The 22,570-nt window shown below is 67.1% G+C and carries 17 protein-coding genes; 10 read left to right on the top strand and 7 right to left on the bottom strand.

Features of this window, described 5'->3' with window-relative positions; all coding sequences use genetic code 11:
- Window positions 1–2: 2 nt before the first annotated feature.
- Both SCA01S_RS05820 and SCA01S_RS05815 read right to left on the bottom strand, forming a co-directional pair.
- A complete protein-coding gene (locus SCA01S_RS05820; protein ID WP_062783861.1) occupies window positions 3–905 on the bottom strand; it encodes a glycoside hydrolase family protein in 903 nt (300 codons plus the stop codon).
- Between the two features lie 3 nt (window positions 906–908).
- Complete coding sequence (locus tag SCA01S_RS05815; RefSeq protein ID WP_062784283.1) at window positions 909–1,706, bottom strand: SDR family NAD(P)-dependent oxidoreductase; 798 nt, start codon at window positions 1,704–1,706, stop codon at window positions 909–911.
- 139 nt (window positions 1,707–1,845) lie between these two features.
- On the opposite strand from SCA01S_RS05815, the gene SCA01S_RS05810 reads away from it, so the two are divergent.
- The 7 genes from SCA01S_RS05810 (at window position 1,846) to SCA01S_RS05780 (ending at window position 12,909) form a co-directional block, all read left to right on the top strand.
- On the top strand, window positions 1,846–2,529 hold the full coding sequence (locus tag SCA01S_RS05810) for a response regulator transcription factor (protein WP_062783858.1): 684 nt from the start codon (window positions 1,846–1,848) through the stop codon (window positions 2,527–2,529).
- Window positions 2,526–3,899: a HAMP domain-containing sensor histidine kinase gene (locus SCA01S_RS05805; protein ID WP_245652463.1), complete on the top strand. Its 1,374-nt coding sequence runs from the start codon at window positions 2,526–2,528 to the stop codon at window positions 3,897–3,899. The genes SCA01S_RS05810 and SCA01S_RS05805 overlap by 4 nt, the downstream gene beginning before the upstream one ends.
- Window positions 3,900–4,067: 168 nt before the next feature.
- The gene (locus tag SCA01S_RS05800) at window positions 4,068–4,766 is read left to right on the top strand and encodes a phosphatase PAP2 family protein (RefSeq protein ID WP_062783855.1); all 699 of its coding nucleotides are present in this window, start codon (window positions 4,068–4,070) and stop codon (window positions 4,764–4,766) included.
- A gap of 41 nt (window positions 4,767–4,807) precedes the next feature.
- On the top strand, window positions 4,808–7,198 hold the full coding sequence (locus SCA01S_RS05795; RefSeq protein ID WP_062783852.1) for a TonB-dependent receptor: 2,391 nt from the start codon (window positions 4,808–4,810) through the stop codon (window positions 7,196–7,198).
- A 214-nt stretch (window positions 7,199–7,412) separates the two neighbouring features.
- Complete coding sequence (locus tag SCA01S_RS05790; protein WP_245652462.1) at window positions 7,413–8,810, top strand: TolC family protein; 1,398 nt, start codon at window positions 7,413–7,415, stop codon at window positions 8,808–8,810.
- Window positions 8,801–9,805 carry an RND family efflux transporter gene (locus tag SCA01S_RS05785; protein WP_062783849.1) on the top strand — a complete coding sequence of 335 codons (1,005 nt, stop codon included), beginning with the start codon at window positions 8,801–8,803 and terminating at the stop codon, window positions 9,803–9,805. Before SCA01S_RS05790 ends, SCA01S_RS05785 begins: the two co-directional genes overlap by 10 nt.
- Window positions 9,805–12,909 (top strand): efflux RND transporter permease subunit, encoded by a 3,105-nt coding sequence (locus tag SCA01S_RS05780; RefSeq protein WP_062783846.1) that lies wholly within the window; start codon window positions 9,805–9,807, stop codon window positions 12,907–12,909. Before SCA01S_RS05785 ends, SCA01S_RS05780 begins: the two co-directional genes overlap by 1 nt.
- Here the strand turns inward: SCA01S_RS05780 and SCA01S_RS05775 are convergent.
- A complete protein-coding gene (locus SCA01S_RS05775) occupies window positions 12,875–14,041 on the bottom strand; it encodes a lactonase family protein (RefSeq protein WP_218016387.1) in 1,167 nt (388 codons plus the stop codon). The two genes, SCA01S_RS05780 and SCA01S_RS05775, sit on opposite strands and share 35 nt — an antisense overlap.
- Before the next feature lie 297 nt (window positions 14,042–14,338).
- Here SCA01S_RS05775 and SCA01S_RS05770 point away from each other — a divergent pair, with 297 nt between their 5' ends.
- A complete protein-coding gene (locus SCA01S_RS05770) occupies window positions 14,339–14,980 on the top strand; it encodes a hypothetical protein (RefSeq protein ID WP_084390801.1) in 642 nt (213 codons plus the stop codon).
- 351 nt (window positions 14,981–15,331) lie between these two features.
- The gene (locus SCA01S_RS05765) at window positions 15,332–16,375 is read left to right on the top strand and encodes a glycoside hydrolase family 5 protein (protein ID WP_245652461.1); all 1,044 of its coding nucleotides are present in this window, start codon (window positions 15,332–15,334) and stop codon (window positions 16,373–16,375) included.
- Window positions 16,376–16,419: 44 nt separating this feature from the next.
- Here SCA01S_RS05765 and SCA01S_RS05760 read toward each other — a convergent pair whose 3' ends face one another.
- The 4 genes from SCA01S_RS05760 to SCA01S_RS05745 are packed head-to-tail and all read right to left on the bottom strand — an operon-like array spanning window position 16,420 to window position 20,682.
- Window positions 16,420–17,832, bottom strand: a complete 1,413-nt coding sequence (locus tag SCA01S_RS05760) for a sugar porter family MFS transporter (RefSeq protein WP_062783840.1) — start codon at window positions 17,830–17,832, stop codon at window positions 16,420–16,422.
- A 23-nt stretch (window positions 17,833–17,855) separates the two neighbouring features.
- Window positions 17,856–18,770 carry an SMP-30/gluconolactonase/LRE family protein gene (locus tag SCA01S_RS05755; protein WP_245652460.1) on the bottom strand — a complete coding sequence of 305 codons (915 nt, stop codon included), beginning with the start codon at window positions 18,768–18,770 and terminating at the stop codon, window positions 17,856–17,858.
- Window positions 18,761–19,555 carry a D-xylose 1-dehydrogenase gene (gene xylB / locus SCA01S_RS05750; RefSeq protein WP_062783838.1) on the bottom strand — a complete coding sequence of 265 codons (795 nt, stop codon included), beginning with the start codon at window positions 19,553–19,555 and terminating at the stop codon, window positions 18,761–18,763. Before xylB ends, SCA01S_RS05755 begins: the two co-directional genes overlap by 10 nt.
- Entirely contained in the window at window positions 19,552–20,682 is a 1,131-nt protein-coding gene (locus tag SCA01S_RS05745) for a fumarylacetoacetate hydrolase family protein (protein ID WP_022674699.1), read from the bottom strand. The genes xylB and SCA01S_RS05745 overlap by 4 nt, the downstream gene beginning before the upstream one ends.
- A 156-nt stretch (window positions 20,683–20,838) precedes the next feature.
- Between SCA01S_RS05745 and SCA01S_RS05740 the strand changes: the two genes are divergently transcribed.
- Window positions 20,839–22,563: a DUF5597 domain-containing protein gene (locus SCA01S_RS05740; protein ID WP_062783835.1), complete on the top strand. Its 1,725-nt coding sequence runs from the start codon at window positions 20,839–20,841 to the stop codon at window positions 22,561–22,563.
- Window positions 22,564–22,570: the final 7 nt, after the last annotated feature.

Raw genomic sequence — 22,570 nt, 5'->3', positions numbered from 1 at the left:
GATCAGCCGTAGCAGGCGATGCGGGCGCGGCGCAAAATCTTGTCTTCCAATGAATAATAGAGCCAGATCGCATCGGGCATGACAAGGCACGATGCCGCAAAGGCAATGTCGGTGGCGTCTCGGCTGCGTGCGGGTGGCGGCAACAGGATCGGCTCGATGCCGCGCCCTGTAATGCGCGAAAAATCGGGCGAGAAGCTGATCCAGCCAATACGCCAGCGCGCATCGGCGGTGGCGCCGTTGTAGAACATCACCGGGTCCTGGCCATCGTGCTGCACGATCGGCCCGGTCGACAGGTGCCAATTGTCCCAGCTGTCGTCGCGCACGGTGAAGGGATCGTCGATCACCGTCCACGGCCCTTTCAGCGATGGCCCGGTGGCCAGGCCAATGCGCGAGGCATTGTCCTTGGCATATTCGTAGAACAGGCGAAACGTGCCGTCCGGCGCCCGCGCCACGGTGGCTTCCTTGATATTGCCTTCGCCCTCCGGCGCCTTGAGCAGCACGCGATGCTCGTGCAGGTCGGTCAGCGAGGGCCCTTGCGCCACCAGCAGCGATCCTTGTGACCGCTTGGCGTCCACGCCGGTGTAGAAGATCGTATAGTTGCCGTCTTCGCCGTGCACCACGGTGGGATCTTCGCAGCCGCCGGCATCATCGGGATGCGGGCCGGGCGTGATGGCCGGGGCATGGCGCATGGTGAAACAACGGCCATCGGACGAATCGCCCGCCCAGATTACGCCTGTCGGATCGTTTGCAAGCAAGGGGTTGGGCAGCACTCTTACCAGAAGACGGTAACTGTCGCCCTCGGTCCAGACGAATGGGCTCATCAGGTCGTAATGCGCCAGCCGGCCTTCCGGGCCAGCGATATCGAGCGTCACGTCCTGGAGTTCTTCCACCACATAGGCAACCATGGCTCAGGCTCCCTGCGCAACGGTGAGCGACAGCGCGCCGTCGATGGTGACGGTGGTGCCGGTGATGTAATCGGCCTGCGGCGAGAGCAGGAACAGCACGAGATCGGCCACTTCTTCTGGCGTGCCGGCGCGGCCCCAGGGAATGGCCGCCTGCTTGCGCCGCAATTCGTCCGGGTGATCGAGTGCTGACTGGTTCATCGGGGTCAGGATCATGCCTGGCGCCACGCCGTTGACCGCGATGGCCTTGGGCGCAAGTTCGAGCGCGAGAGTTCTGGTCAGTTGCGCCAACCCGCCCTTGGCAGCATCATAATCCACCCCGCCGGGACGCGGCGCGTTTTCGTGGATCGACGAGATGTTGACGATGCGGCCGCCATGTGGGGTGGTTGCCGAGGCCAGACCACGCACCAGGCGCCGGCAGGTGAGGAACGGGCCATAGAGATCGGCGCGGATCAGGCGGTCGAACTGGGCCAGCGCCATATCCTCGATCATCACCCCGGTCATGTTGAGGCCGGCGGAATTGACCAGCAGGTTGACCGGACCAAAGCGACGCTCGGCCAGTTCGAACAGGCGTTCCACCGCGTCTTCCTGCCCGACATCGGCAGCGATCGCGGCCGCCTGCCCGCCGCCCTCGGCAATGGTGGCCACCACCGCATCGGCGGCGGCGGCATCCTTGAAATAGGTCAGCACCACCGGCACGCCGGCCTTGCCCAGCTTGAGCGCGGTGGCCCGGCCAATACCGGATTCCCCTCCGGTTACGATGGCGACGGAGGCGGGGCGAAAAGACGGGGTGGGGCAGGTCATGCGCCAGATAACGCAGCAAAACATGATCGGTGCCGGGCGATCGCGCTGCCCCGCCGACAGCGCGCGCAATCGTGCGATGGCCGTCATACCACGGCAACATTTTCCGCCTAATCGCCGCCTTTTCCATGGGGGGGTGGCGATGCATTGCCTGGTGGTGGAAGACGATCCGGTGATCGCCGCGCACGTGCTCGACGGCTTGCGCGCTGCGGGGCGATCGGCCGATCATGCCGCGACCGGGCGTGCTGCGCTGGAGCGGCTGTCACGCGGACGCTATGACGCCGTGGTGCTCGATCGCATGCTGCCCGATCTGGGCGGGCTGGAGGTGTTGAGCGCGATGCGCGCGGCGGGCGACGCGCGACCGCCGGTGCTGGTGCTGAGCGCGCTGGGCTCCCTGGCCGACCGGATCGAAGGACTCGAAGCGGGCGGGGACGATTACCTGGCCAAGCCCTTTGCGATCGAGGAACTGCTCGCCCGCCTCAATGCCATCACCCGGCGGCGGCCCGGCCCGGCCGAGGCGGCGCGCCTGGCCGTTGGGCGCCTGGTGCTCGATCCCTCGCGCCACAGCGCGGCGTTCGCGGGGCAACAGGCGCTGCTCAACCGCAAGCTCTATTCGCTGCTGGCCCACATGATGCGCCATGCCGACAAGGTAGTGACGCGCGACATGCTGCTCGAACATGTCTGGGGCTATGCCTTTGCGCCCACTACCAATATCGTCGAAAGCAACATGAGCCGGCTGCGTACCCGCCTGCTCGACCTGGGCATCGATCCGATCGAAACCCAGCGCGGGCATGGCTATGTGCTGCGCAGCGGGCTGTGCGCGTGATCGCCGGCAGCATCGCTTCCGCGCGCGGCGGGCGCGAGGCGGCGTTCCCGCTGGGCATGGGCCGCCTGGCGATCCAGTTCGGCGCGCTGTTTGCGCTGGCCATGCTCGCGATGGGGCTGGTGGTCTTTGCCGTGGCGCAGCAACGCATTGCCCGGCGGATCGATGACGCGCTGGAATACCATAGCAGCAAGTATCTGGCGCCGGAGAACGGCCAGTCGGTGAACGCCGCGATCGTCGCCGCGCGGATCGAGGCGTGGCAGCAGCAGAAGGCGCTGAGCGAGCGCACCTATATCCTGTTTGCCGCAGATGGCCGCCTGCTGGCCGGGCGGCTGCGCATTCCGCCGCCGCCGCCGGGCTTTTCCCCGGTGCGCTATGTCAGCCGCGCGCATGTGGTGCACAAGGGGCGGGCGCTGGCCACACGCCTGCCCGATGGTGCGCTGTTCGTGGTGGTGCAGCACAGCGAGGCGGCCGAAAGCCTACAGGCGATCCTGCCTGGCGTGATCGTGGCGATCTTTGCCAGCGCCCTATTGGCGGGGCTGGCCGCAACCATGCTGTTTGCGCGGCAGACGGCGCTGCGCCTGGCGGAAACCCAGGCCGCAGCCGATGCCATCGCGCGCGGTGACTTGTCGTGCCGCATCGCCACCGATCGGCTTGATGGCATGTTTGCCCAGCAGGCGGCCAGCCTCAACCGCATGCTCGATCGGATGGAGGAACTGGTCAGCGCGCAGCGCCAGTTTTCGAGCGCCCTGGCGCATGACCTGCGCACCCCGCTGACCCGGCTGCGCGGCCTGCTCGCCGCAGCCAATGCCACTGCCGATACCGATGCGCTGGTCGAGCGAGCAGAGCGCGAGTGCGCCTCGGTCATCGCCATCTTCGACGCGCTGCTGCGCCTGGCCGAGCTGGAATCCGGGCGCCACCCTACTGCTGTCGCCCCGCTCGATCTGGGCGCACTGGTGGCCGACGTGGCCGAAACAATGGAGCCAGTGCTGGCCGATCACGGCGGCGCGCTGCGCCTGGGCCGGGTGGACGCCTCGGTGGTGCGGGCCGATGCCGGGCTGGTCAACCAGTTGCTCGTCAACCTGCTTGAAAACGTGGCGACGCACACGCCGCCGGGCACCACTGCAACCTTGCGGGTGGAGCAGCGCGACGAGGGCGCGATGGTGATCCTGGCCGACGATGGCCCCGGCCTGGCCCCGGCCGATCGCAGCCGCGTGGTGCGCCCGTTCGAACGCGGCCCGGAAACCGCCGGCCGGCGCGGCAGCGGGCTGGGCCTGTCGATCGCCCAGGCCATCGTGCGCTTTCATGGCGGCACGCTGGCCCTCGCCGACAATGCGCCGGGGCTGGAAGTGCGGATGATGTTTCCGGCGTGATTGGGGGGTGGTGCTAAACCTGACACCCACCCTCCAAAACATTCTCAATTTGCAATGTTGCGGGCAAATCGTGCCAGGTGCGGCACTTGTCGCACAAATGTCATGGACGGTGCCTAGCGGGTCGGCAGGCGCAACGGGAATGGCCCGGCGCCCATGGGGTTTCACACGATGCGATTCTTCCGGTCTGTGGCCGCGCTGGCGGCTGCCTGCATGGTCGTGCCTGCGGCCCACGCGGCCGATCATGCTGATGCCGCGCCGCGCTGGCTTTCGGCCATCACGTTTGCGCCCGATCATGCCTTTGCCCCGCCGCCCGCGCCCGGCTCTCTGGAGGAAAAGCTCGATCTCGATCGCCTGCGCGCGCTGATCGCGGCGTCTTCGCCCGAGCGGATCGCCCAGGCCGATTGGGATGGCGAGCACAAGGAACCGGCGATCTTTGACAAGGCACTGGGCAAGGACATTGCCACGCTGCCCCATACTTTGGCGCTGGCCAATCTGGTGCAGGACGAAGTGGAGCGCGTGGTCGCTGTTGCCAAGCACCATTTCCGCCGCGCCCGTCCGTTCATGGTCGATCCCGCGCTGCCGCATTGCGGCAAGGGCGAGCAGGCGCTCAAGGCCTATCCCAGCGGGCATTCCGCCTTTGCCTGGTCGGTCGCCTGGACTCTGGCGCAGCTCGCGCCCGACCGCGCCGCCGCGCTGATGGCCAAGGCGCAGGATTACACGCTGAGCCGCGAGATCTGCGGCGTGCACTTTGCCACCGACGTAGAGGCCGCCCACGGCATGGCGACCGCCGCCGCGCAGGCGCTGCTTTCCGATCCCCGCCTTGCCCCGATGGTTGCGGCTGCCCGCGCCGAGTGGCCGGCGCACTGACACCCGATCCCCTTCTTCCTGATGATAAATTGAGGAACATCATGATCAAGCACCCCTTGCGCGCCGCCCTGCTGGCCGCCTCCAGCCTGCTCGCCTGCACGGCCCACGCTGCCGATGCCCCTGCCACTGCTGCCGCAGAAGCGGCCCCGGCCGCATCCGATCCGCAATCAACCACCGCCAACCAGGCCGGCCAGGCCAACGACGCGCAGTCGCTCACCTCGTCCGACATCATCGTGACCGGAAGCCGCGCCGCGCAAGTGGCGCCGATCACCGCCTCGCTCACCACCACGCAGCCGCAGGCCGCGGTCAGCCGCGAATTCATCGACAACGCCAACGCCGCGTCGGATTTCAACCAGCTGATCGCGCTGACCCCCAGCGTGAGCATTTCGGGCAGCAACAACGGCACCGGCTTTACCGAAACCAAGGCGACGATCCGCGGCTTCCAGGATGGCGATTACAACGTCACCTATGACTCGATCCCGTTTGCCGACACCAACAACCCGACGCACCATTCCACCGCGTTCTTCCCCACCACCACGATCGAAACCGTGGTGGTCGATCGCGGCCCGGGCAACGCCAGCCAACTGGGCCAGGCCACCTATGGCGGCAACATCAACATGTATTCGCGCGCGGTAAGCGACCAGATGGGCGGCCAGGTCCAGGGCCTGCTCGGCAACTGGAATACTTTCATCGGCCGCGCCGAATTCCAGAGCGGCGCGATCGACAAGCTGGGCGGCGCCAAGTTCGTGGTCGCTGGCCAGTTCCTGCGTTCGGACGGCGCGCTGACCAATTCGCCGGTCAATTCCAAGAACCTGTTCGCCAAGGCGGTGATCCCGATCGGCACGGCCAACACGCTGACGCTGCTCAGCACGTGGAACCGCAACTTCTATTACCAGTCTGATCTGCAGAAGGGCGCCACCTGTGGCACCGGCGGCACGGCGCTGGCCGCCGGCACGCAGCTGACCGCCGACAACTGCACGCCCACCTCGCAGATCGGGCAATATGGCCTCAACTATGGCCTGGGCAGTGATCCGACCAAGCAGGATTACTGGAAGTACAACCGTACCGACAAGACCACCGATTTCTCGTACATCCGCCTGCAGAGCAAGCTGGCGCCCGGCCTGTCGCTCGACAACCGCGCCTATATGTATGGCTATACCAACAACACAATGTCGGGGAACACCGGCTCGGTTCTGGCGCTGAGCGGCGCTGGCACGGTGGCTTCGCCATACAAGACCACGACGGTGGCGGGCGATATTCCGGGGTACTACAAGCTCAACAAGTATCGCGTGCTGGGCTATATCGGCCAGATCAACTATGATTTCGCGCTCGGCAAGATCCGCGTGGGCGGTTGGTACGAGCACGCCGATACCGACCGCGCGCGGTTTGACCTTGATCGCACCACCGGCATGCCGTCGTACAACGAAAAGTTCGCGCCGGTAACCGGCGTCGGCACGCTGCCCAGCGCGGCCTATGCCAACATCAACTACCTGCAATATTCCAAGTGGAACCAGTACCAGCTGTTTGCCGAGTTCGAGTTCCACCCGATCGAGGCGCTGTCGATCACGCCGGGCGTCAAGTACGTGCACTTCAACCGCTCGATCAGCGGGCCGGTCAACCAGAAGAGCCGCAATCCGATCGACACGGCCGCCACCTGGACCAAGACGCTGCCGTTCGCCACGATCAACTGGCAGGCCAAGGAGAACTGGTCGTTCTATGGCCAGTATGCGCAAGGCATGTATGTGCCTGACCTGTCGAGCTTCTACACGCCGTCGGGCACCTCGACCGACCAGGCCGTGCAGCAGCAGAACCTGGCCAAGCTGCAACCGCAGACCTCCACCAACTATCAGGTCGGCACGGTGTGGCACGGCAGCCACGTCTCGGTTGACGTCGATGGCTATATCATCAACGTCAACAACAAGATCGCGGCCGATACCTCTACCGGGGCGCCCTCCAACGCGCTCGTCAATATTGGCCAGGTGCGTTACAAGGGCGTGGAAGGCCAGGTCAGCTTCGTACCCGTCACCGGCCTGACGTTGTTTGCCAATGGTTCGTACAACTATGCCCATTCGGTCACGAGCGGGGCGCAGATCGCCAGCGCGCCGTTCTCCACCGCCGCACTGGGCGCGTTCTACAACCACAATGGCACGCGCGTTTCGTTCAGCCAGAAGTTCACCGGCCCGCAATACGCCACCGAAGCGACCGCCGGCGCCACTGGCCCGCGCAGCTATCGCATCGCGCCCTACAGCGTGGGCGAGTTTGCCATCAGCCAGATGATCGCCAACCGCTTCCGCATCGGCGCGACGGTGTCGAACGTGTTCAACAACCGCGCGATCACCTCGATCGCCAATGGCAAGACCTATGGCGTGGACGACCAGTTCCAGTTCCTGGCGCCGCGCTCGTTCATGGTGGATGCGCGCATCACGTTCTGATCCAGCCAATGTTGCGCAATGGTCACTTTTCTTGAAGCGGCAGGGCGGTTACGCCGTGTTGCTAGGGAATGGCGATATTGCGTGAGGCTTCTCACCACCCCCCGACCCCCTCCTCTGAAGAGGAGGGGGAGAGCGGGTTCATAGCCCCCTCCTCTTTAGAGGAGGGGGTTGGGGGTGGTGCTGGGCCAAGCACAGAAATAGAAAAGCGAAAACAGTGAGGCGCAGACTATCCATTACCGCTGCCTTGCTCACCGCCACGGCTGGCTGCGCGCCGGTGCCGCCCGCGCCGGTAAACCTGCCGGCCCGCAGCGCAGCGCGGGTGGCCACGCAACTTGAAGAGCCAAAGCTGCGCCAGATCGCCCAAGGCATTGCCCCTGCCGCGCCGCATATGGCCGATGGCCTCGACCGGCTCGAGCTGTTCGCCGCGATCCTGGCGCAAGACCCGCGCGTGGCCGAAGCGCGCGCGGCGGTGCTTTCCGCGCAGCGCGATGCCCGCGCCGCGCACAAGGTGGCCGCTCCCACGTTCACGCTGTCGAGCGAATATGCCAACGATCCTAGCACGTCCTCGCCGTGGCTGCTTGGTGGCTCGGTCAACCTGCCGCTCGATATCGGCGGGCGGCGATCGGCGCGCCTGGCCAAGGCAGACCTGGCCGTGCTGGTCGCGCGGCAGGATCTGGCCGAAATGGTCTGGTCGGAACGCGTGGCGCTGCAGCGCGGCTTGATCGATGCCATGGCCGGGGCCGAGCAGGTGCGGCTGGGCACCGGCATCCTGGCGCTGCGCGATCGGCAACTGGCGGTGCTGGAAGACCGGGCGCGGCGCGGGGAGATCGCCAGTCTTGACCTTTATCCCTATCGCGCGGCGCGGGCGGCGGCGCTGCGCACGCTCAACGATGCGCGCGCACGGGCCGCTGGCGGGCGCGCGGCCGTGGCCGGCGTGCTGGGCGTGCCGGTCAGTGCCCTTGATGGCAAGGCACTGCTGTGGAACGATTTCACCGCGCCCCAGGCCAACCTGCCGGCGCTGTCGGCGGCGGAGCGGGCACGGGCGATTGCCGCGCGCGCCGATGTGCTGCGCGCGCTCGCCAGCTATGACCAGGCCGAGGCTGACCTGCGCGCGCAAGTGGCGCAGCGCTATCCCGCCGTCAGCCTGGGGCCGGGCTATACCTGGGAGCGTGGGCTGGTGAAGCTGCCGTTCGCGCTCAACCTTTCGCTGCCCTCGTGGGACTTGAACCGCGCTGCCATTGCCGCAGCTGAAGCGCACCGTGCCCAGGCCGGCGCCACGATCGAGATCACGCTGGCCAACGCCCAGGCCGCGATCGAGGCGGCGCAGACCGAGCGCACGGCCGCGCAAGGCGCGCTCGCCCGACTGCGCGGGGAAGAGCTGCCCGCCACGGCCCGCGCGGCGGACAAGGCCAACCTGCAGTTGAAACTCGGCGCGATCGGCACGGCCGATTGGGCCGCCGCACAGATTGCCGCGCAGGAAGCGCAACTGGCTCAGGTCGACGCGCTTACCCGCGTGCGCAGCGCCGATCTTGCCCTGGAAGACGCGCTGCGGCGCCCGCTTGATGGACCCGAAACGATGATCGACCCCGCACTGGTGCAGCCATGGCTCTAGGTCGCGGCGCCTTTTCCGCGCTGCTGCTGGGCATCGCCCTGGGCGCGTTGGGCGGGTGGGGCTATGCCCATTTCGCGGCGCCCGATGGCGGTGATGCGCCCCACGCGGCGCCGGCCGCACCCGCCAACACGACGGGCGCACTCGTGGTGGACGATGCCACGCGCCGGCGCGCCGGGATCGTGACCGCAGCGCTTGCCACCACGACGCAGAGCCAGGGCGAAACCGGCTATGCCCGCGCGCTCGATCTGGGCCCGCTGGCCGCTATCGGGGCAGAAATCGACAGCGCGCGGGCGGCCGCGTCCGCCTCTGCCAGGGAGGCCGCGCGTCTGGCCGCATTGGCGGGGGCCGATGCCGGCGCCGCGCAGCGCGAGGTGGAAAGCGCGCGCGCCCAGGCCCGCGCCGACGCCGCCCGCCTCAACCTGGCGTGCCAGCGCGTGACTTTTGAATTCGGGGCTGGCCTGTCGCACCTGGGCTGCGGCGCGGCCGAGGCACTGGCGCGGCAGGCCAGCCGGGGCGAGGTCGCGATCCTGCGCCTCGATTTCCCCGCTGGCGCGCCGCCTGCGGGGGCCATGGTGCAGATCGACCTGGCGCCAGGCGCCGCGCAGGTGCGCGTGCTTGGCCCGGCCGCAGCGGGGGACACCCAGTTGCAAAGCGGCGGCGCGCTGGCGCTGCTGACCGGCCCGCAAGCGCCGCGCATCGGCGTGGGCCGCATTCTGGCGTCCACCACCTCGGCCACCGGGCCGGTGCGGCAGGGCGTGATCGTGCCGCGCAGCGCGATCGTGCGCACCGATGCCGGCCTGTTCGTGTGGCGCGCCACTAGCCCCGATCGCTTTGAACGCGTGCCGCTGGAAGACGGTCGCGCCCTGGCACCCGGCTGGTTCGTGCCGATCGGGCGCCTGCACGACGGCGATCAGGTGGTCGTCGCCGGCGCCGGCACGCTGCTCGGCCTGGATCACGCCGCGCCGCAGCCCTCGGCCGACGGCGGGGACGATTGATGCTGTCGGCGCTGGTCAGGCAATCGCTGCGCCATCCCTGGCTCGTGCTGCTGGGCGCGGTGGTGCTGCTGGCGCTGGGCGTGACCACGCTGCGCAGCGCAGCCTATGACGTGTTTCCCGAATTCGTGCCGCCCCAGGCCAGCGTGCAGACCGAGGCACCGGGCCTTTCGCCGCAACAGGTGGAAATGCTGGTCACCCGCCCGCTCGAGGCGGTGATCAACGGCGCCAATGGCGTGGAGACGGTGCGCTCGCAATCGATCCAGGGCCTGTCGGTAATCGACATCACCTTCCGCGAGGGCAACGACGCCTATCGCGCGCGCCAGCAGGTTTCCGAAGCACTGGCCGATGCGATTCCGCGCCTGCCGCCCGGCGTCGATACCCCGCGCCTGACGCCGCTGGTGTCGTCCACGATGGACCTGCTCAAGATCGGCTTGGTGTCCCAGCGCCGGTCGCCGATGCAGCTGCGCGATCTGGCGGAATGGACGATCAAGCCGCGCCTGCTTTCGGTGCCGGGCGTGGCGCGGGCCAACGTGTTTGGCGGGGAACAGCGCCGCATCGAGGTCCGCGCCGATCCCGCCCGCCTGCTCGCGCGCGGCATCACCTTTGCCGATCTGGGCCAGGCAGTGAGCGCGGCGGTCAATGTCAACGGCGGCGGCTTTGCCGATACCCCCAACCAGCGCATCTTGGTCGATCCCGGCCCCAGCGCCACCACCGGCGCGCAGATTGCCGCTGCCGTGTTGACCACTGGCCCGGGCGGAACCGTGCGCATCGGCGATGTCGCGCAAGTGGCGGACGCCGCTGCGCCGCCGGTGGGCGATGCGCTGATCATGGGCAAGCCCGGCGTGCTGATGACGCTGTCGAGCCAATATGGCGCGAATACGCTCGACACCACGCGCGCCCTGGAACGCGCGATCGCTGACCTTGCCCCCGCCTTGCGCGCGCAGGGCGTGACGCTTTACCCAGCGCTGCACCGCCCGGCCAACTTCGTCGAAGTGGCGCTTTCGGGCATCACCGTCGATCTCGCGATCGGCGCGGTGATGGTCTTTGTCGTGCTGCTGGTATTCCTGCGCGATGTGCGCGTGGTGATGATCGCATTCGTATCGATCCCGCTGTCGCTGCTTGCCGCGCTGATCGTGCTCGATCGCACCGGGCAGACGATCAACACGATGACGCTGGGTGGCCTGGCCGTCGCGCTGGGCGTGGTGATCGATGACGCCATCGTCGATATCGAGAATATCGTGCGCCGGCTGCGCGGCGTGACGGACGAGGCCGACCGCCGCGCGATCATCGCCGCCGCCTCGATCGAGGTGCGCGCGCCGGTGGTGCATGCCACCTTCGTGCTGGCGCTGACCATGCTGCCGGTGATCCTGTTGACCGGCCTGCAGGGCGCGTTCTTCGCGCCGCTGGGCCTGGCGTTCCTGCTCGCCACGATGGCCTCGCTGGTGGTCGCGCTGACGGTTACGCCCGCGCTGGCGCTGATGCTGTTGCGCGGGCGCAACCCGGTGGCCGAACCGGCGCTGCTCGAACGGTTCAAGAACTGGCATGAAGGGCTGATGCGCCGGCTTTGCGCGCGGCCCGGCGTGGCCGCCGGGGCGATTGCGACGCTGGGCGCGCTGGCACTCGTCGGAACGCTGTCGTTCGGCAGCGAGCTTTTGCCCACGTTTCGCGAGCGGCACTATGTCCTACAGGTGAGCGGCCCGCCGGGCGCCTCGCTCGCCTGGATGCGCGGCACCGGGGAAGAGCTGTCGCGCCGGCTGCTCGCCATTCCCGAGGTCTTGAGCGTGGAAGAGCAGATCGGCCGCGCTGAAGCGGGCGAAGATACCTGGCCGCCCAGCCAGGGCGAGTTTCACCTGCGCCTGAAATCGGTGGGCGGGCGCGGCGAAGACGCTGCCCTTGCCGAAATTCGCGCCGCGCTGGCCGCCACCCCGGCCTTGCAGGGCGAAGTGACGACATTCCTGGGCGACCGCATCAGCGAAAGCCTGTCGGGCGAAACTGCCGCCATCGCGATCAGCGTGCAGGGGGCCGATCTCGACACACTCGATCGCACCGGCGCCACGATCGCCGCGGCGTTGCGCAGCGTGCCCGGCGCCACCGACGTGACCATGAAGGCCGCACCCGGCACGCCGATGCTGGGGGTTACGCTCGATCCCGCACGCATGGCGCTGCATGGCGTGACCGCCGCCGATGCGGGCGACGCCATTCGCGCGACCTTTGCCGGGCAGACGGTGGGCCAGGTCGTGCTGGCCGATCGCGCGATCGATGTTGCCGTCACGCTGCCGCCAGACCTGCGCCGCGATCCCGAGGCTTTGGGCGATACGCTGGTGCGCGCCTCGGCCGGCGGGGCCAGCGGCGGCGCGGTGCGCCTGGCGGATATCGCCACGATCTCCCCGGGGGAGGCGCGTGCGCTGATCGCCCATGAGGGCGGGCTGCGTCGGCAGATTGTCACGGCCAATGTCGTGCCCGGCCACGCCGTGGCCGATGTGGTCAAGGCCGCACAAGCGCGCATCGCCCGCGATGTGGCCTTGCCGCCCGGCGTGTTCCTGTCATGGGCGGGCACGGCCGAAGGCGCGGCAGCGGCGCAGCGCCAGTTGCTCGCCCATGTCGCGCTGGCCGGCGTGGCGATGGTCGCGCTGTTGATCCTGGCCTTTGGCGGGGTGCGCCCGGCCTTGCTGATCCTGGCGGGCATGCCACCAGCGATGGCGGGCGGGGTATTGGCCGTGGCGCTGACTGGCGGCGTGGTCTCGCTGGGCGCGCTGGTCGGTTTCATCGCGCTGTTCGGCATTTCCGCGCGCAATGCCATCCTGCTGGTCGCCCATGTCGATCAGCTCGTCCTGGGCGAAGGGCGGCCGTGGACGCTCGACACTCTGCTGGAAGCGACGCGCGAGCGCGTGACGCCGATCCTGCTCACGGCGCTGGTCACCGCCTTTGCCCTGCTGCCCGTGGCGATCGAGACCGGCCAATCCGGCCGCGAGATCCAGGGGCCGATGGCCGTGGTGATCCTGGGCGGGCTGGCCACCTCGCTGCTGCTGACCCTGCTGCTTTTGCCCGCGCTGGTGTGGCGCTGGCGGTTCAGCGCAGGAACAACAGCGCCGATGGCTGACTGAACGGCACCGTCTGAACCCTTTCGCCCACCACCCCGGTCTGCGGATCGCGGCGGAACACGACGATGGCATTGCTGCCCTGGTTGCCCACCAGCACGAAGCGCCCGTCGGGCGAAAAGGTGAATTCGCGCGGCTGCACGCCATCGACCGCGTGGCGATCCACCTGGCGCAGGCTGCCATCGGCAGGATCGATCGCAAAGCTGACCAGTACATTGTCGGTGCCGCGATCGGTCACGGCCAGAAAGCGGCCATCTGGCGAGAGATGCAGCGCCGCTGCGCCCACTTTGCCGGCAAAGCCGGGCGGGGTGAGCGGGATCACCTTGCGCAGGGTAAGATGCCCATCGGCATGATCGAGCACGGCCACCGCGCCGGCCATCTCCAGCGTGACATAGGCCTGCCGCCCACCGGGGGCAAAGACCATGTGACGCGGGCCCGAACCCGGCGGCAGGGCCAGGAACGGCTGCCCCGGCAGCGCGCTGAGCGGATGCTCGGGATGTGCTGCGTCATAGCGGTAGATCTGAATGCGATCGGCACCCAGATCCTGGGCAAACACAAACCGGCCATCGGGCGACGAGACCACCGAGTGAACATGAGGCGAAGCCTGGCGATCGGCGTCGACCATGCTGGCGCGGTGGGTCTTGATCTGCGCCACTGGCGCCAGGCGGCCATCGGCCAGAACCGGGGCCACGGCCAGCGTGCCGCCCGGATCGGCCGAAACCGAATAGTTGGCAATGAACAGGAAACGGCCATCGCGGCTGAGGCTGGCGTGGGTGGGTTCTGCGCCCAATGACCCGATGCGGTTGAGGAACGCGAGGCGCCCGCTGCGCGGATCGACGCGATAGGCCGATGCCCGGCCCACCGGATCGGGCTGGCCGTCGCTGTTTTCGTTCACCGCATAGAGGTGGTGCTTGTCTGCCGAAAGCGTCAGCCACGACGGATTGCTCGCCGGCATGACCTGCTGCGGCCGCGCGGCGATATGGCCGGTGCGGGCATCGAAATCATAGACGGCAATGCCTTGGCCGCCCCCGCCGGTATAGCCACCGACCAGCAGTGGTTCGGCACCGGCCGCACCGGGAACGAGCAGCGCTGCAACCATCGCGGTCGCCAGGCTTTGCGCCAAGACCTTGAAACCCATATCCGCGCTGCCCTCTATTGAAACCAAACCGATCGCGGACTGGCCGCTACGCCGGCTGCCGTCAAGGGCGCAGCAGGTCAGGCGGCCAGTTTGGCCGCATCCATCAACTGGTTGGGGCCACCATGTTTGGCAGCATTAGAGCGCACGGTCGGCCGCAGCGCACCTCGCGAAGCGCCACGACTGACACTTTACCCAGGCGCTGGGGTAAAGTGTCACCACTGGCTAATCGACACGGGCCTGGCCGCGCGTGCATCCAGGGGATTCACAAGGGCGGCGGTTTGTGCTTGAAATGTTCGCATGTTTCAGCCCGATCTCTTTGCCTCGGAGCCTGCCACGTCGCTGCCGCCCTCACGGGCCGGACGGCGGCCAAGGCGTGCGCTGGCGGGGAAGGGCGCGCCCGTGGCTGGGCCGGATGGCGGCGCCGATGCGGCGCGGGTCCAGCCGCCGCATGACATCGATCTGCCGGCCGTACTGGAAAAGCTGGCCGAAGTATCCACCCGGCCGCGCTATACCTTCATGGTACTGAATCTGATTGCCCGAGCCGCCGGCACGTCGGACAGCGCTGGCCCCTATGTGCGCGAAGGTGGCCAGGCCATTCCCGTGCGCGACTGGTTGAGCGATGCCCTGATCCCGATGGCACAGCGTGACGCCCGGCGGCGCGCCGTGGTGGAAGAGGTGCGCGCACAACTGGCGCGGAAAGGGACATTGCCGGCTGATCCGGCGCAAGCCGAACAGGCCATCGCCACCGAATTGCGGGATCGGCTGCGCCATTCCGGGCGCACCAATGTCAGCCGCGCAGTGTCCGATCTGGTGCGCGCCGGGCTGATCCGGCGGCATTACCAGGGCTATTGCGTCGACCATGAAAACCGCGGCGCGCAGCGTGAAGCGGTTTATACTATTATACCAGCGGTCAAACGCGCGCTTGGCCACGCGGCCTGAACCACCAACACCTGGTTGATGCGTGCTGCAGACAAAAAAATGGCCAGCCCGAAGGCTGGCCCTTGAAAGTTTGGGAGAGGATGCCTGAAAGGCCCGTTCCAAATGGGTGATTTCAGCATATTCCGCAAGTGCGAAACAGGCCAGTACGGTTGCAAGGTATGCAACTGACCGAAAACGTCATTTAACATAACCTTTATTATGGAACTAGCGGCGCAGGCTATGTCATGTGGCACTGGCCTGACTTTGCCACATAATCCTTTGCCGTCACAGGCTTGGCACGCCATAGCTGGCACTGCACACTCGCCGACCGGCCACGTGGCCGCTGTCCGGCGATGATGGAGGCGAATGACGATGCCTGCAATGCCTCGCTTTCCTGCGCCGATGCGCCAGGCTCTCGCCACGCTGCTGCTCGCCGGTGCCGCGCTTGCGCCGCACACAGCCATGGCCCGCAAGCCGGCCAGCCTGCCGATGGCCACCTGCATCAACCTGGGCAACCACCTGGACATGGCCCATGGCGGGGAAATCCAGCACAATCGCCTCGGCGCGGCCGATTTCGCGCGGATCAAGGCAGCGGGCTTTGATACGGTGCGCCTGCCGGTCAACTGGTCGAGCCACAGCCTGGCAACGCCGCCCTATACGATTGATCCGGCGTGGTTCGCCCGGGTGGACCAGGTGGTGGATGGCGCCCTGCACGCAGGGCTCAAAGTCATTCTCAACAGCCACAATTTCGAGGCGATCAACACCGATCCGGTGGGCGCCCAACCGTGGTTTACTGCCGTCTGGCAGCAGATCGCCGATCACTATGCCAACCGCCCGCGCCAGACGCTGTGGTTCGAGATCGAGAACGAACCCAAGGACGCGCTCGACAATGCCAATCTTGTCACCACGTTTGCGCCGGCGCTGGCGGCTATTCGCCGCCACAATCCCAATCGCCCGGTGATCATCGGCGGCGAGAAATGGAGCAATATCACCTCGCTCGCCACGCTGAACCTGCCCGATGATCCGCAGGTCTGGCCCACGTTCCACTATTACGAGCCCTTTGCGTTCACCCACCAGGGCGCCACCTGGGTAGCGCCCTCCCCGCCGCTGGGCCGGACGTATGGCACGCCGGCCGATCTTGCCCGGCTGCCGGTGGATGTGCAGCGGATCAAGGCCTATGTCGCGCGCACCGGCAAGATCCCGCTGATGGGGGAAACCGGCGCGTTCGAATCCATCCCCACCGACCAGCGCATCGCCTATTACCGCAGCGTTTTCAAAACGTTCCGCCCGCTGGGCGTGCCGATCTGCGTCTGGGCCTATATCAACACGTTTCCGTTCTTCGATGCGCACAAGGGGCAATGGATTCCCGGCCTGCGCGGCGCGATCGGTCTGCAGGAAACCAGCCCCAAGCGCTGACCGGGCCTGCTCCACATGGCGGAAACAGGCCCGGCGCGCGGCAATCAGCCCTGCATCTGTTCGAGCGTCACGCCCTTGGTTTCGTTGACCATGGCGCGCACGAAGAAGAACGACACGGCCGCCGCCGCCGCATAAAACGAATAGGTGACCGCCAGGCCCGGCGACACGACCAGCGCCGGGAAGCTGACGGAAATGGCGGCGTTGGCGATCCATTGGGCAAAGCCCGAAACCGCCAGGCCCGAACCACGGATCTGGTTGGGGAACATTTCACCCAGCATGACCCACATGATCGGTCCCCAGCTCATGTTGAAGAACACGACATAGGCATTGGCGGCCAGCAGCGCGATCACGCCATGGTTGCCCGGCAGTGACACCGCGCCACCGGCGCCATGCACCGCCGTCGAAAACGCCCAGGCAACGATCCCTAGCGTCACCGCCATGCCGGCCGAGCCGGTGAGCAGCAGCGGCTTGCGCCCGATGCGATCGACCAGCAGCAGCGTGGCGAGGCACCCGGCAATCGACACAACGCCCGAAATGATATTGGTTTGCAGCGCATAGCTTTCGGAAAAGCCCACGGCCTGCCACAGCGTGGCGCCATAATAGAACACCACGTTGATGCCGACCAGTTGCTGGAACACGGCGAGGCCGATCCCCGTCCACACGATCGGACGGATGCGCCCGGTGGCGCGGTCGATCAGGTCGGAAAGCTTGGGACGGTGATGGTCTGCTGCCAGGCTCTGGCGGATTTCGGCAACGGTGCGGGTGGCACTGGCGGCACCGAGCAGGCGGGCGAGCACGGCATGCGCGCCAGCGTCATCGCCCTTGGCCACGAGATAGCGCGGGCTTTCCGGAATGCCCATGAGCGCGAGGAAATAGATCGCCGCCGGCAGCGCCTGCAGCCAGAACATCCAGCGCCACGCCGGCTGCCCGGCCCACAGGATCGCCGTGGATTCTCCCGCAACATGCGCCAGGATATAGTTGACGATAAAGGCGCCGGTCAGCCCGGTGATGATCATCACCTGCTGCACGCTCGACAGGCGCCCGCGCACGTTGGCCGGCACCACTTCTGAAATATAGACTGGCGAAATCACGCTGGCCGCGCCCACGCCCAGCCCGCCGATCACCCGTGCGACGATGAAGATGAGCGAAGAGCCGGCAGCGCCAGCGAGGATCGCGCTGGCCAGAAACAGCACCGCCGCCAGCTTCATCACCCCGCGCCGGCCGATCTGGTCGGCCAGGCGCCCGGCCCCGAATGCGCCGATCGAAGAGCCGACGAGAATGGCGCCGACATTGACACCGATGCCCACCTTGCCCAGTTCGAACGCAGCCTCCAGGCCCTTTTGCGTGCCGTTGATCACCCCGGAATCATAGCCGAACATGAAGCCGCCGATCGTGGCCACCGCCACGATGGCGCCGATCAGGCGCATGTTGACCGCGCTTGGTGCCAAATCGTTCATCCTGTCCTCTCCCATTTGTCTTTTTATACCCGTGCGAGATGGGCCGGTAAGCCGGCCACCCCGGGATCGAAGGCGAAGAGCGCACCCGCCAATGGCTGGACCGCGCGCTCAGCCGTGCTCAGGCCCTTGGTTGCTGTGGTGGCATAGGCGGTGCGAAGATCCGGGCCGCCAAATGCAATCTTGGTGACGTTGGCCACGGGAAATGGCACGACGCCGATCAATTTCCCCGTCGGGTCATAATGCCGCACGGCCCAACCGGCGAAGAGGCCCACCCACAGGCAGCCTTGCGCGTCCACCACCGGTCCATCCGGATAGCCGGCGCCGTCCTCGATTTGCGCAAACAGGCGGGTGCCGGTCACGCGTCCGTCGTGCACCGTGCTCGCCCAGATGCGCCGGCCCAGCGTATCGTGGTGGTAGAGCGTGTGCCCATCGGGCGAGAAGGCGGGCCCATTGGTGATCGAAACCGGCGGTAGCCCGCTATCGACACAGCCGTCTGTATCGAGGCGATAGATCCGCCCGCTTTCGTCGGTTTCGGCGTCATCCATCGAGCCCAGCCATACCGCGCCATCGGCTGCGACCGTGGCATCGTTGAGGCGGTTGCCCGGTAGATGCGCCTCGGGCGCGCAGAGCAGGGTAAAGGCGCCGCTTGCCGGATCGAAGCGGTGCACGCCGGTTTGCAGGCCCGCGAGCAGCGTGCCATCAGCGCAAGGCAACACCCAGCCCACTTGCGCGGGCGCCGGCCACGTGGCGGTTTCACCGCTTGCCGGGACAAAGCGATGGATCGCCGGTGCCTTGATATCGACGAACCACAGCGCGCCTTCGTGCGCGGCCCATACCGGGCCTTCGCCCAGCGTGGCCGCCAGTGGCCACACCGCCTGCGGCGTCGCCCCGGCGATGACCGGGACATTGGCCGGAACGTGCGCTGCGCTCAGCGCCATCCGGCGTCGACCCAGTATTCGTGCCCGGTGATCAGGCGCGCATCGTCAGAGGCGAGGAACAGCGCCAGCGCCGCCACATCGGCCGGCATCAGGCGCCCGTCAAGGCATTGCGAAGCCACGATCTCGGCCTCACCCTCGGGCGTGTACCACTGTTCCTGGCGCGGCGTCTTGACGTTGCCAGGAATGATCGCGGTCACGCGGATATTGTCGCGGCCCAGTTCGCGCGCCAGGCCACGGGTCAACCCCTCGATCGCGGCCTTAGCCGTCTGGTAGATCACCAGATCGGGCAGGCCCAGGTGCCAGCTGATCGACCCCAGGTTGATCACGGCACCGCCACCGGCGCGCTTCATCGCCGGCACGGCGGCCTGGGTCACGAAGAACTGGTGCTTGAGGTTCACCGCCATCCGCTCGTCCCAATAGGCGGGCGAAACCTCGTCCACGGCATGGCGATCATCGTTGGCGGCGTTGTTGATCACCACGTCGATCCCGCCCAACTGCGCCTCTACCTGCGCCATCATCGCGGCGATCGCATCGGCATCGCGCAAGTCGCAGGGCAGGAACAGCGGCGCAGGCGTGGCGCTGTTGCCCAGCCGCGCTGCCACGGCCTCGCCCTGCTCCTGTGCGATGTCGCAGAACGCCACATGTGCGCCCTGGGCCACGAAGGCTTCGACCAGGCCTTCCCCGATGCCGCTGCTGCCACCGCTGATGAACACGCGCTTGCCCGCCAGGCTCGGATAGATCGCGCGGTGGGATGCACCGTTGCGCGCGCCGTTGGCGCCGCTCATGCCGCGCGCCCCAGCAGGCCGCGCTGCGCCAGGTTGGCATAAAACGCGGTGATGCCCATGGTCCAGGGCGCGGCCTGCGGACAGGTGACCACGGTATTGACCAGCTTGCCCAGGCGCGGGGTGGCGATCGTCACCACATCGCCCACCTTGTGGGTAAAGCCGCGGCCGGGATCGTCGCGATCCTGCACCGGGGCAAACAGCGTGCCCAGGAACAGGCAGAAACCATCGGGATAGTGATGTTCGCTCAAGGTCTGGCGCACCAGGTCGAGCGGATCGCGGCTGATCTGGTTCATGCTGGAATGGCCTTCCAGGCGATAGCCATCGGTGCCTTCGATCAGCAGGTCCACTTCGGCCTGGCGCACATCGTCGAGCGTGAAGCCATCATCGAACAGGCGCACCAGCGGCCCGAGCGAGCACGAGGCGTTGTTGTCCTTGGCCTTGCCCAGCAACAGCGCGCTGCGCCCCTCGATATCGCGCAGGTTCACGTCATTGCCCAGCGTGGCGCCCACCACCGTGCCGGCAGCATTGACCAGCAGGACCACTTCGGGTTCGGGGTTGTTCCAGGTGGAATCGCTGCGCACGCCGATCTCGGCCAGCGGGCCAACGGTCGCCAGCACCGGCGCCTTGGTGAACACCTCGGCATAGGGCCCGATCGCCACTTCCAGGTATTGCGACCACAGGCCATCCTCGATCAGCAGTGCCTTCAGCGCCTCGGCCTCGGCCGAGCCGGGCACGACCGAGCGGATCGAGCCACCGACGCGGTCTTCGATGCGGGCGCGGATTTCCTGCGCCTTGCCAGCATCGCCCCGCGCGCGCTCTTCGATGACGCGTTCCAGGGTAGAGGTGGCGAAAGTCACCCCGCAGGCCTTCACGCACTGCAGGTCGATCGGGCTGAGCAGCGGCAGCGCCAGCGAATCGAGCCGGCCGAGCGCGACCCCGGCGCTGGCGTCGAGCGGCAGCATATCGACGAGCTGGGCAACGGTGGGCGCCACGCCGGCCATGTCATAGGCCACGCCCTGTTCCACCAGAATCGGGCTTGGCCCGGCCGCGGTTTCCACCCGCCCGAGGAATCGCCCGGATTCCCAGTCTGCCGGCAGCAGCGCTGCGATGGATGACACCCCGTCCATTTCCTTCTCCCCAACCCTCGGGCAATCGTTGACAAATTCTGATAGCGCTACCATCATGCAATGCGGCTCGCTGTCAAGTGGTTTTGAATTGGCACGGCAAAGAACACGGCCGGTCCGCCCTGGGCCAGAGCCGAACTTACCAACAGGGAGAAGACGATGCTTGGTGTTGTGCCCAACAGCCAAACGGAAATTCGGCCTCGCCGGCGCGCGGCCAAGACCCTGATCGCGGCCCTGGCCAGCCTGATGGCGCCAATGGCCGCGCAGGCGCAAGGCGCTGCTTCGCCGGCCGCCGCCCCCCTTCCCCGCATAGAGCGCACGGCAAAGGGCGCGATGCTGATGGTCGATGGCGCGCCGTTCCTGATGCTGGGCGCCCAGGCCAACAATTCCAGCAACTATCCCGAGCCGCTCAAGAAAGTATGGCCCACGATCGATGCCATGGGCGCCAACACGCTGGAAATCCCGGTCGCCTGGGAGCAGATCGAGCCGCGCGAGGGCCAGTTCGACTTTTCCTGGGTCGACCACGTCGTGGGGGAGGCGCGCAAGCATGACAAGCGCCTGATCCTGCTGTGGTTTGCCACGTGGAAGAACACCGCGCCGGCCTATGCCCCGGAATGGGTCAAGCTCGATCCCAAGCGCTTTCCCCATATGCTCACGGCCAAGGGCGATGTGCACTATGCGATGAGCCCGCTGGGCAGCGAAACGCTCAAGGCCGATACCCGCGCCTTTGCCGCGCTGATGCACCACATTGCCCAGATCGACCCGCAGAACACCGTCATCATGATGCAGGTGGAAAACGAGGTCGGCAGCTATGGCAACGTGCGCGACTTTTCGCCCATGGCGCAAAAGCTGTTTGCCGGCCCGGCGCCGCAGGCCCTGCTCAAGCACTATGGCAAGCCGGCCGGATCGAACTGGGCCCAGGCCTTTGGCAGCGATGCCGACGAATATTTCCAGGCATGGTATGTCGCCAGCTATCTCAATACCGTGGCCAAGGCCGGCAAGGCAGAAAAGAACCTGCCGATGTACGCCAATGCCGCGCTCGCATCGGCATTTGGCCGACAGAGCGCAACGACATATTCCAGCGGCGGCCCGGTGCACCACGTGATCGATATCTACAAGGTGGCTGCGCCCGCGCTCGATCTGGTGGCGCCCGATATCTACAACCGCGACGAAAAGGCGGTGCACGCCTATCTCGATCTCTATGGCCGGCCAGACAACCCGTTGATGGTCCCCGAAATCGGCAACGACGCGGAATATGCGCGCTTTTTCTGGGACGCGCTGGGCAAGGGCACGATCGGCTATTCCCCGTTCGGGATGGACCAGACCGGCTATTACAACTTTCCGCTGGGCGCCAAGGGGATCGACGACACGATCAACGGCTTTGCCCGGATCTATCACCTGTTTGCCCCGATGCAGGCGGTCTGGGCCAAGGCGGCGGCGCAAGGACAGGTGCACGCGGCCAGCGAACCGGCCGATCCGGCGGCGGGCCACAAGCGCGAACTGCTGATTGGCCGCTACAAGGCGACGCTGGGCTTTGGCCAGGATGCGTTCGGCTTCGATCCGCCGCGCGGCAATCCGCATCCCACCGGCGGCGCGGCCATTGCCCAGCTTGGCCCGGATGAATTCCTGATCACCGGGTTCGATACCCGCGTCACGCTCAACCTCGCCGCGCCCGCGCCCGGCGAAACGCTAACCCTGCTGCGTGCCGAGGAAGGGCATTACGCCCCGGACGGCAAGGGCGGGCAGGCCTGGGTGTTCGATCGGGTGTGGAACGGTGATCAGATCGACTATGGCTTCAACTTCACCAGCATCGGCCAGGTGCTCAAGGTGCGCTATGCGCGGATGAAGGGCACCGGCGTGATCGCAGCCGGCGCCGAGCATTGAGGCAGGC

This window comes from Novosphingobium capsulatum NBRC 12533 (assembly GCF_001598375.1).
Classification (GTDB): domain Bacteria; phylum Pseudomonadota; class Alphaproteobacteria; order Sphingomonadales; family Sphingomonadaceae; genus Novosphingobium; species Novosphingobium capsulatum.
The sequence above is the reverse complement of the archived record's forward strand: the minus strand, read 5'-3'. Positions and strand labels throughout refer to the sequence as shown.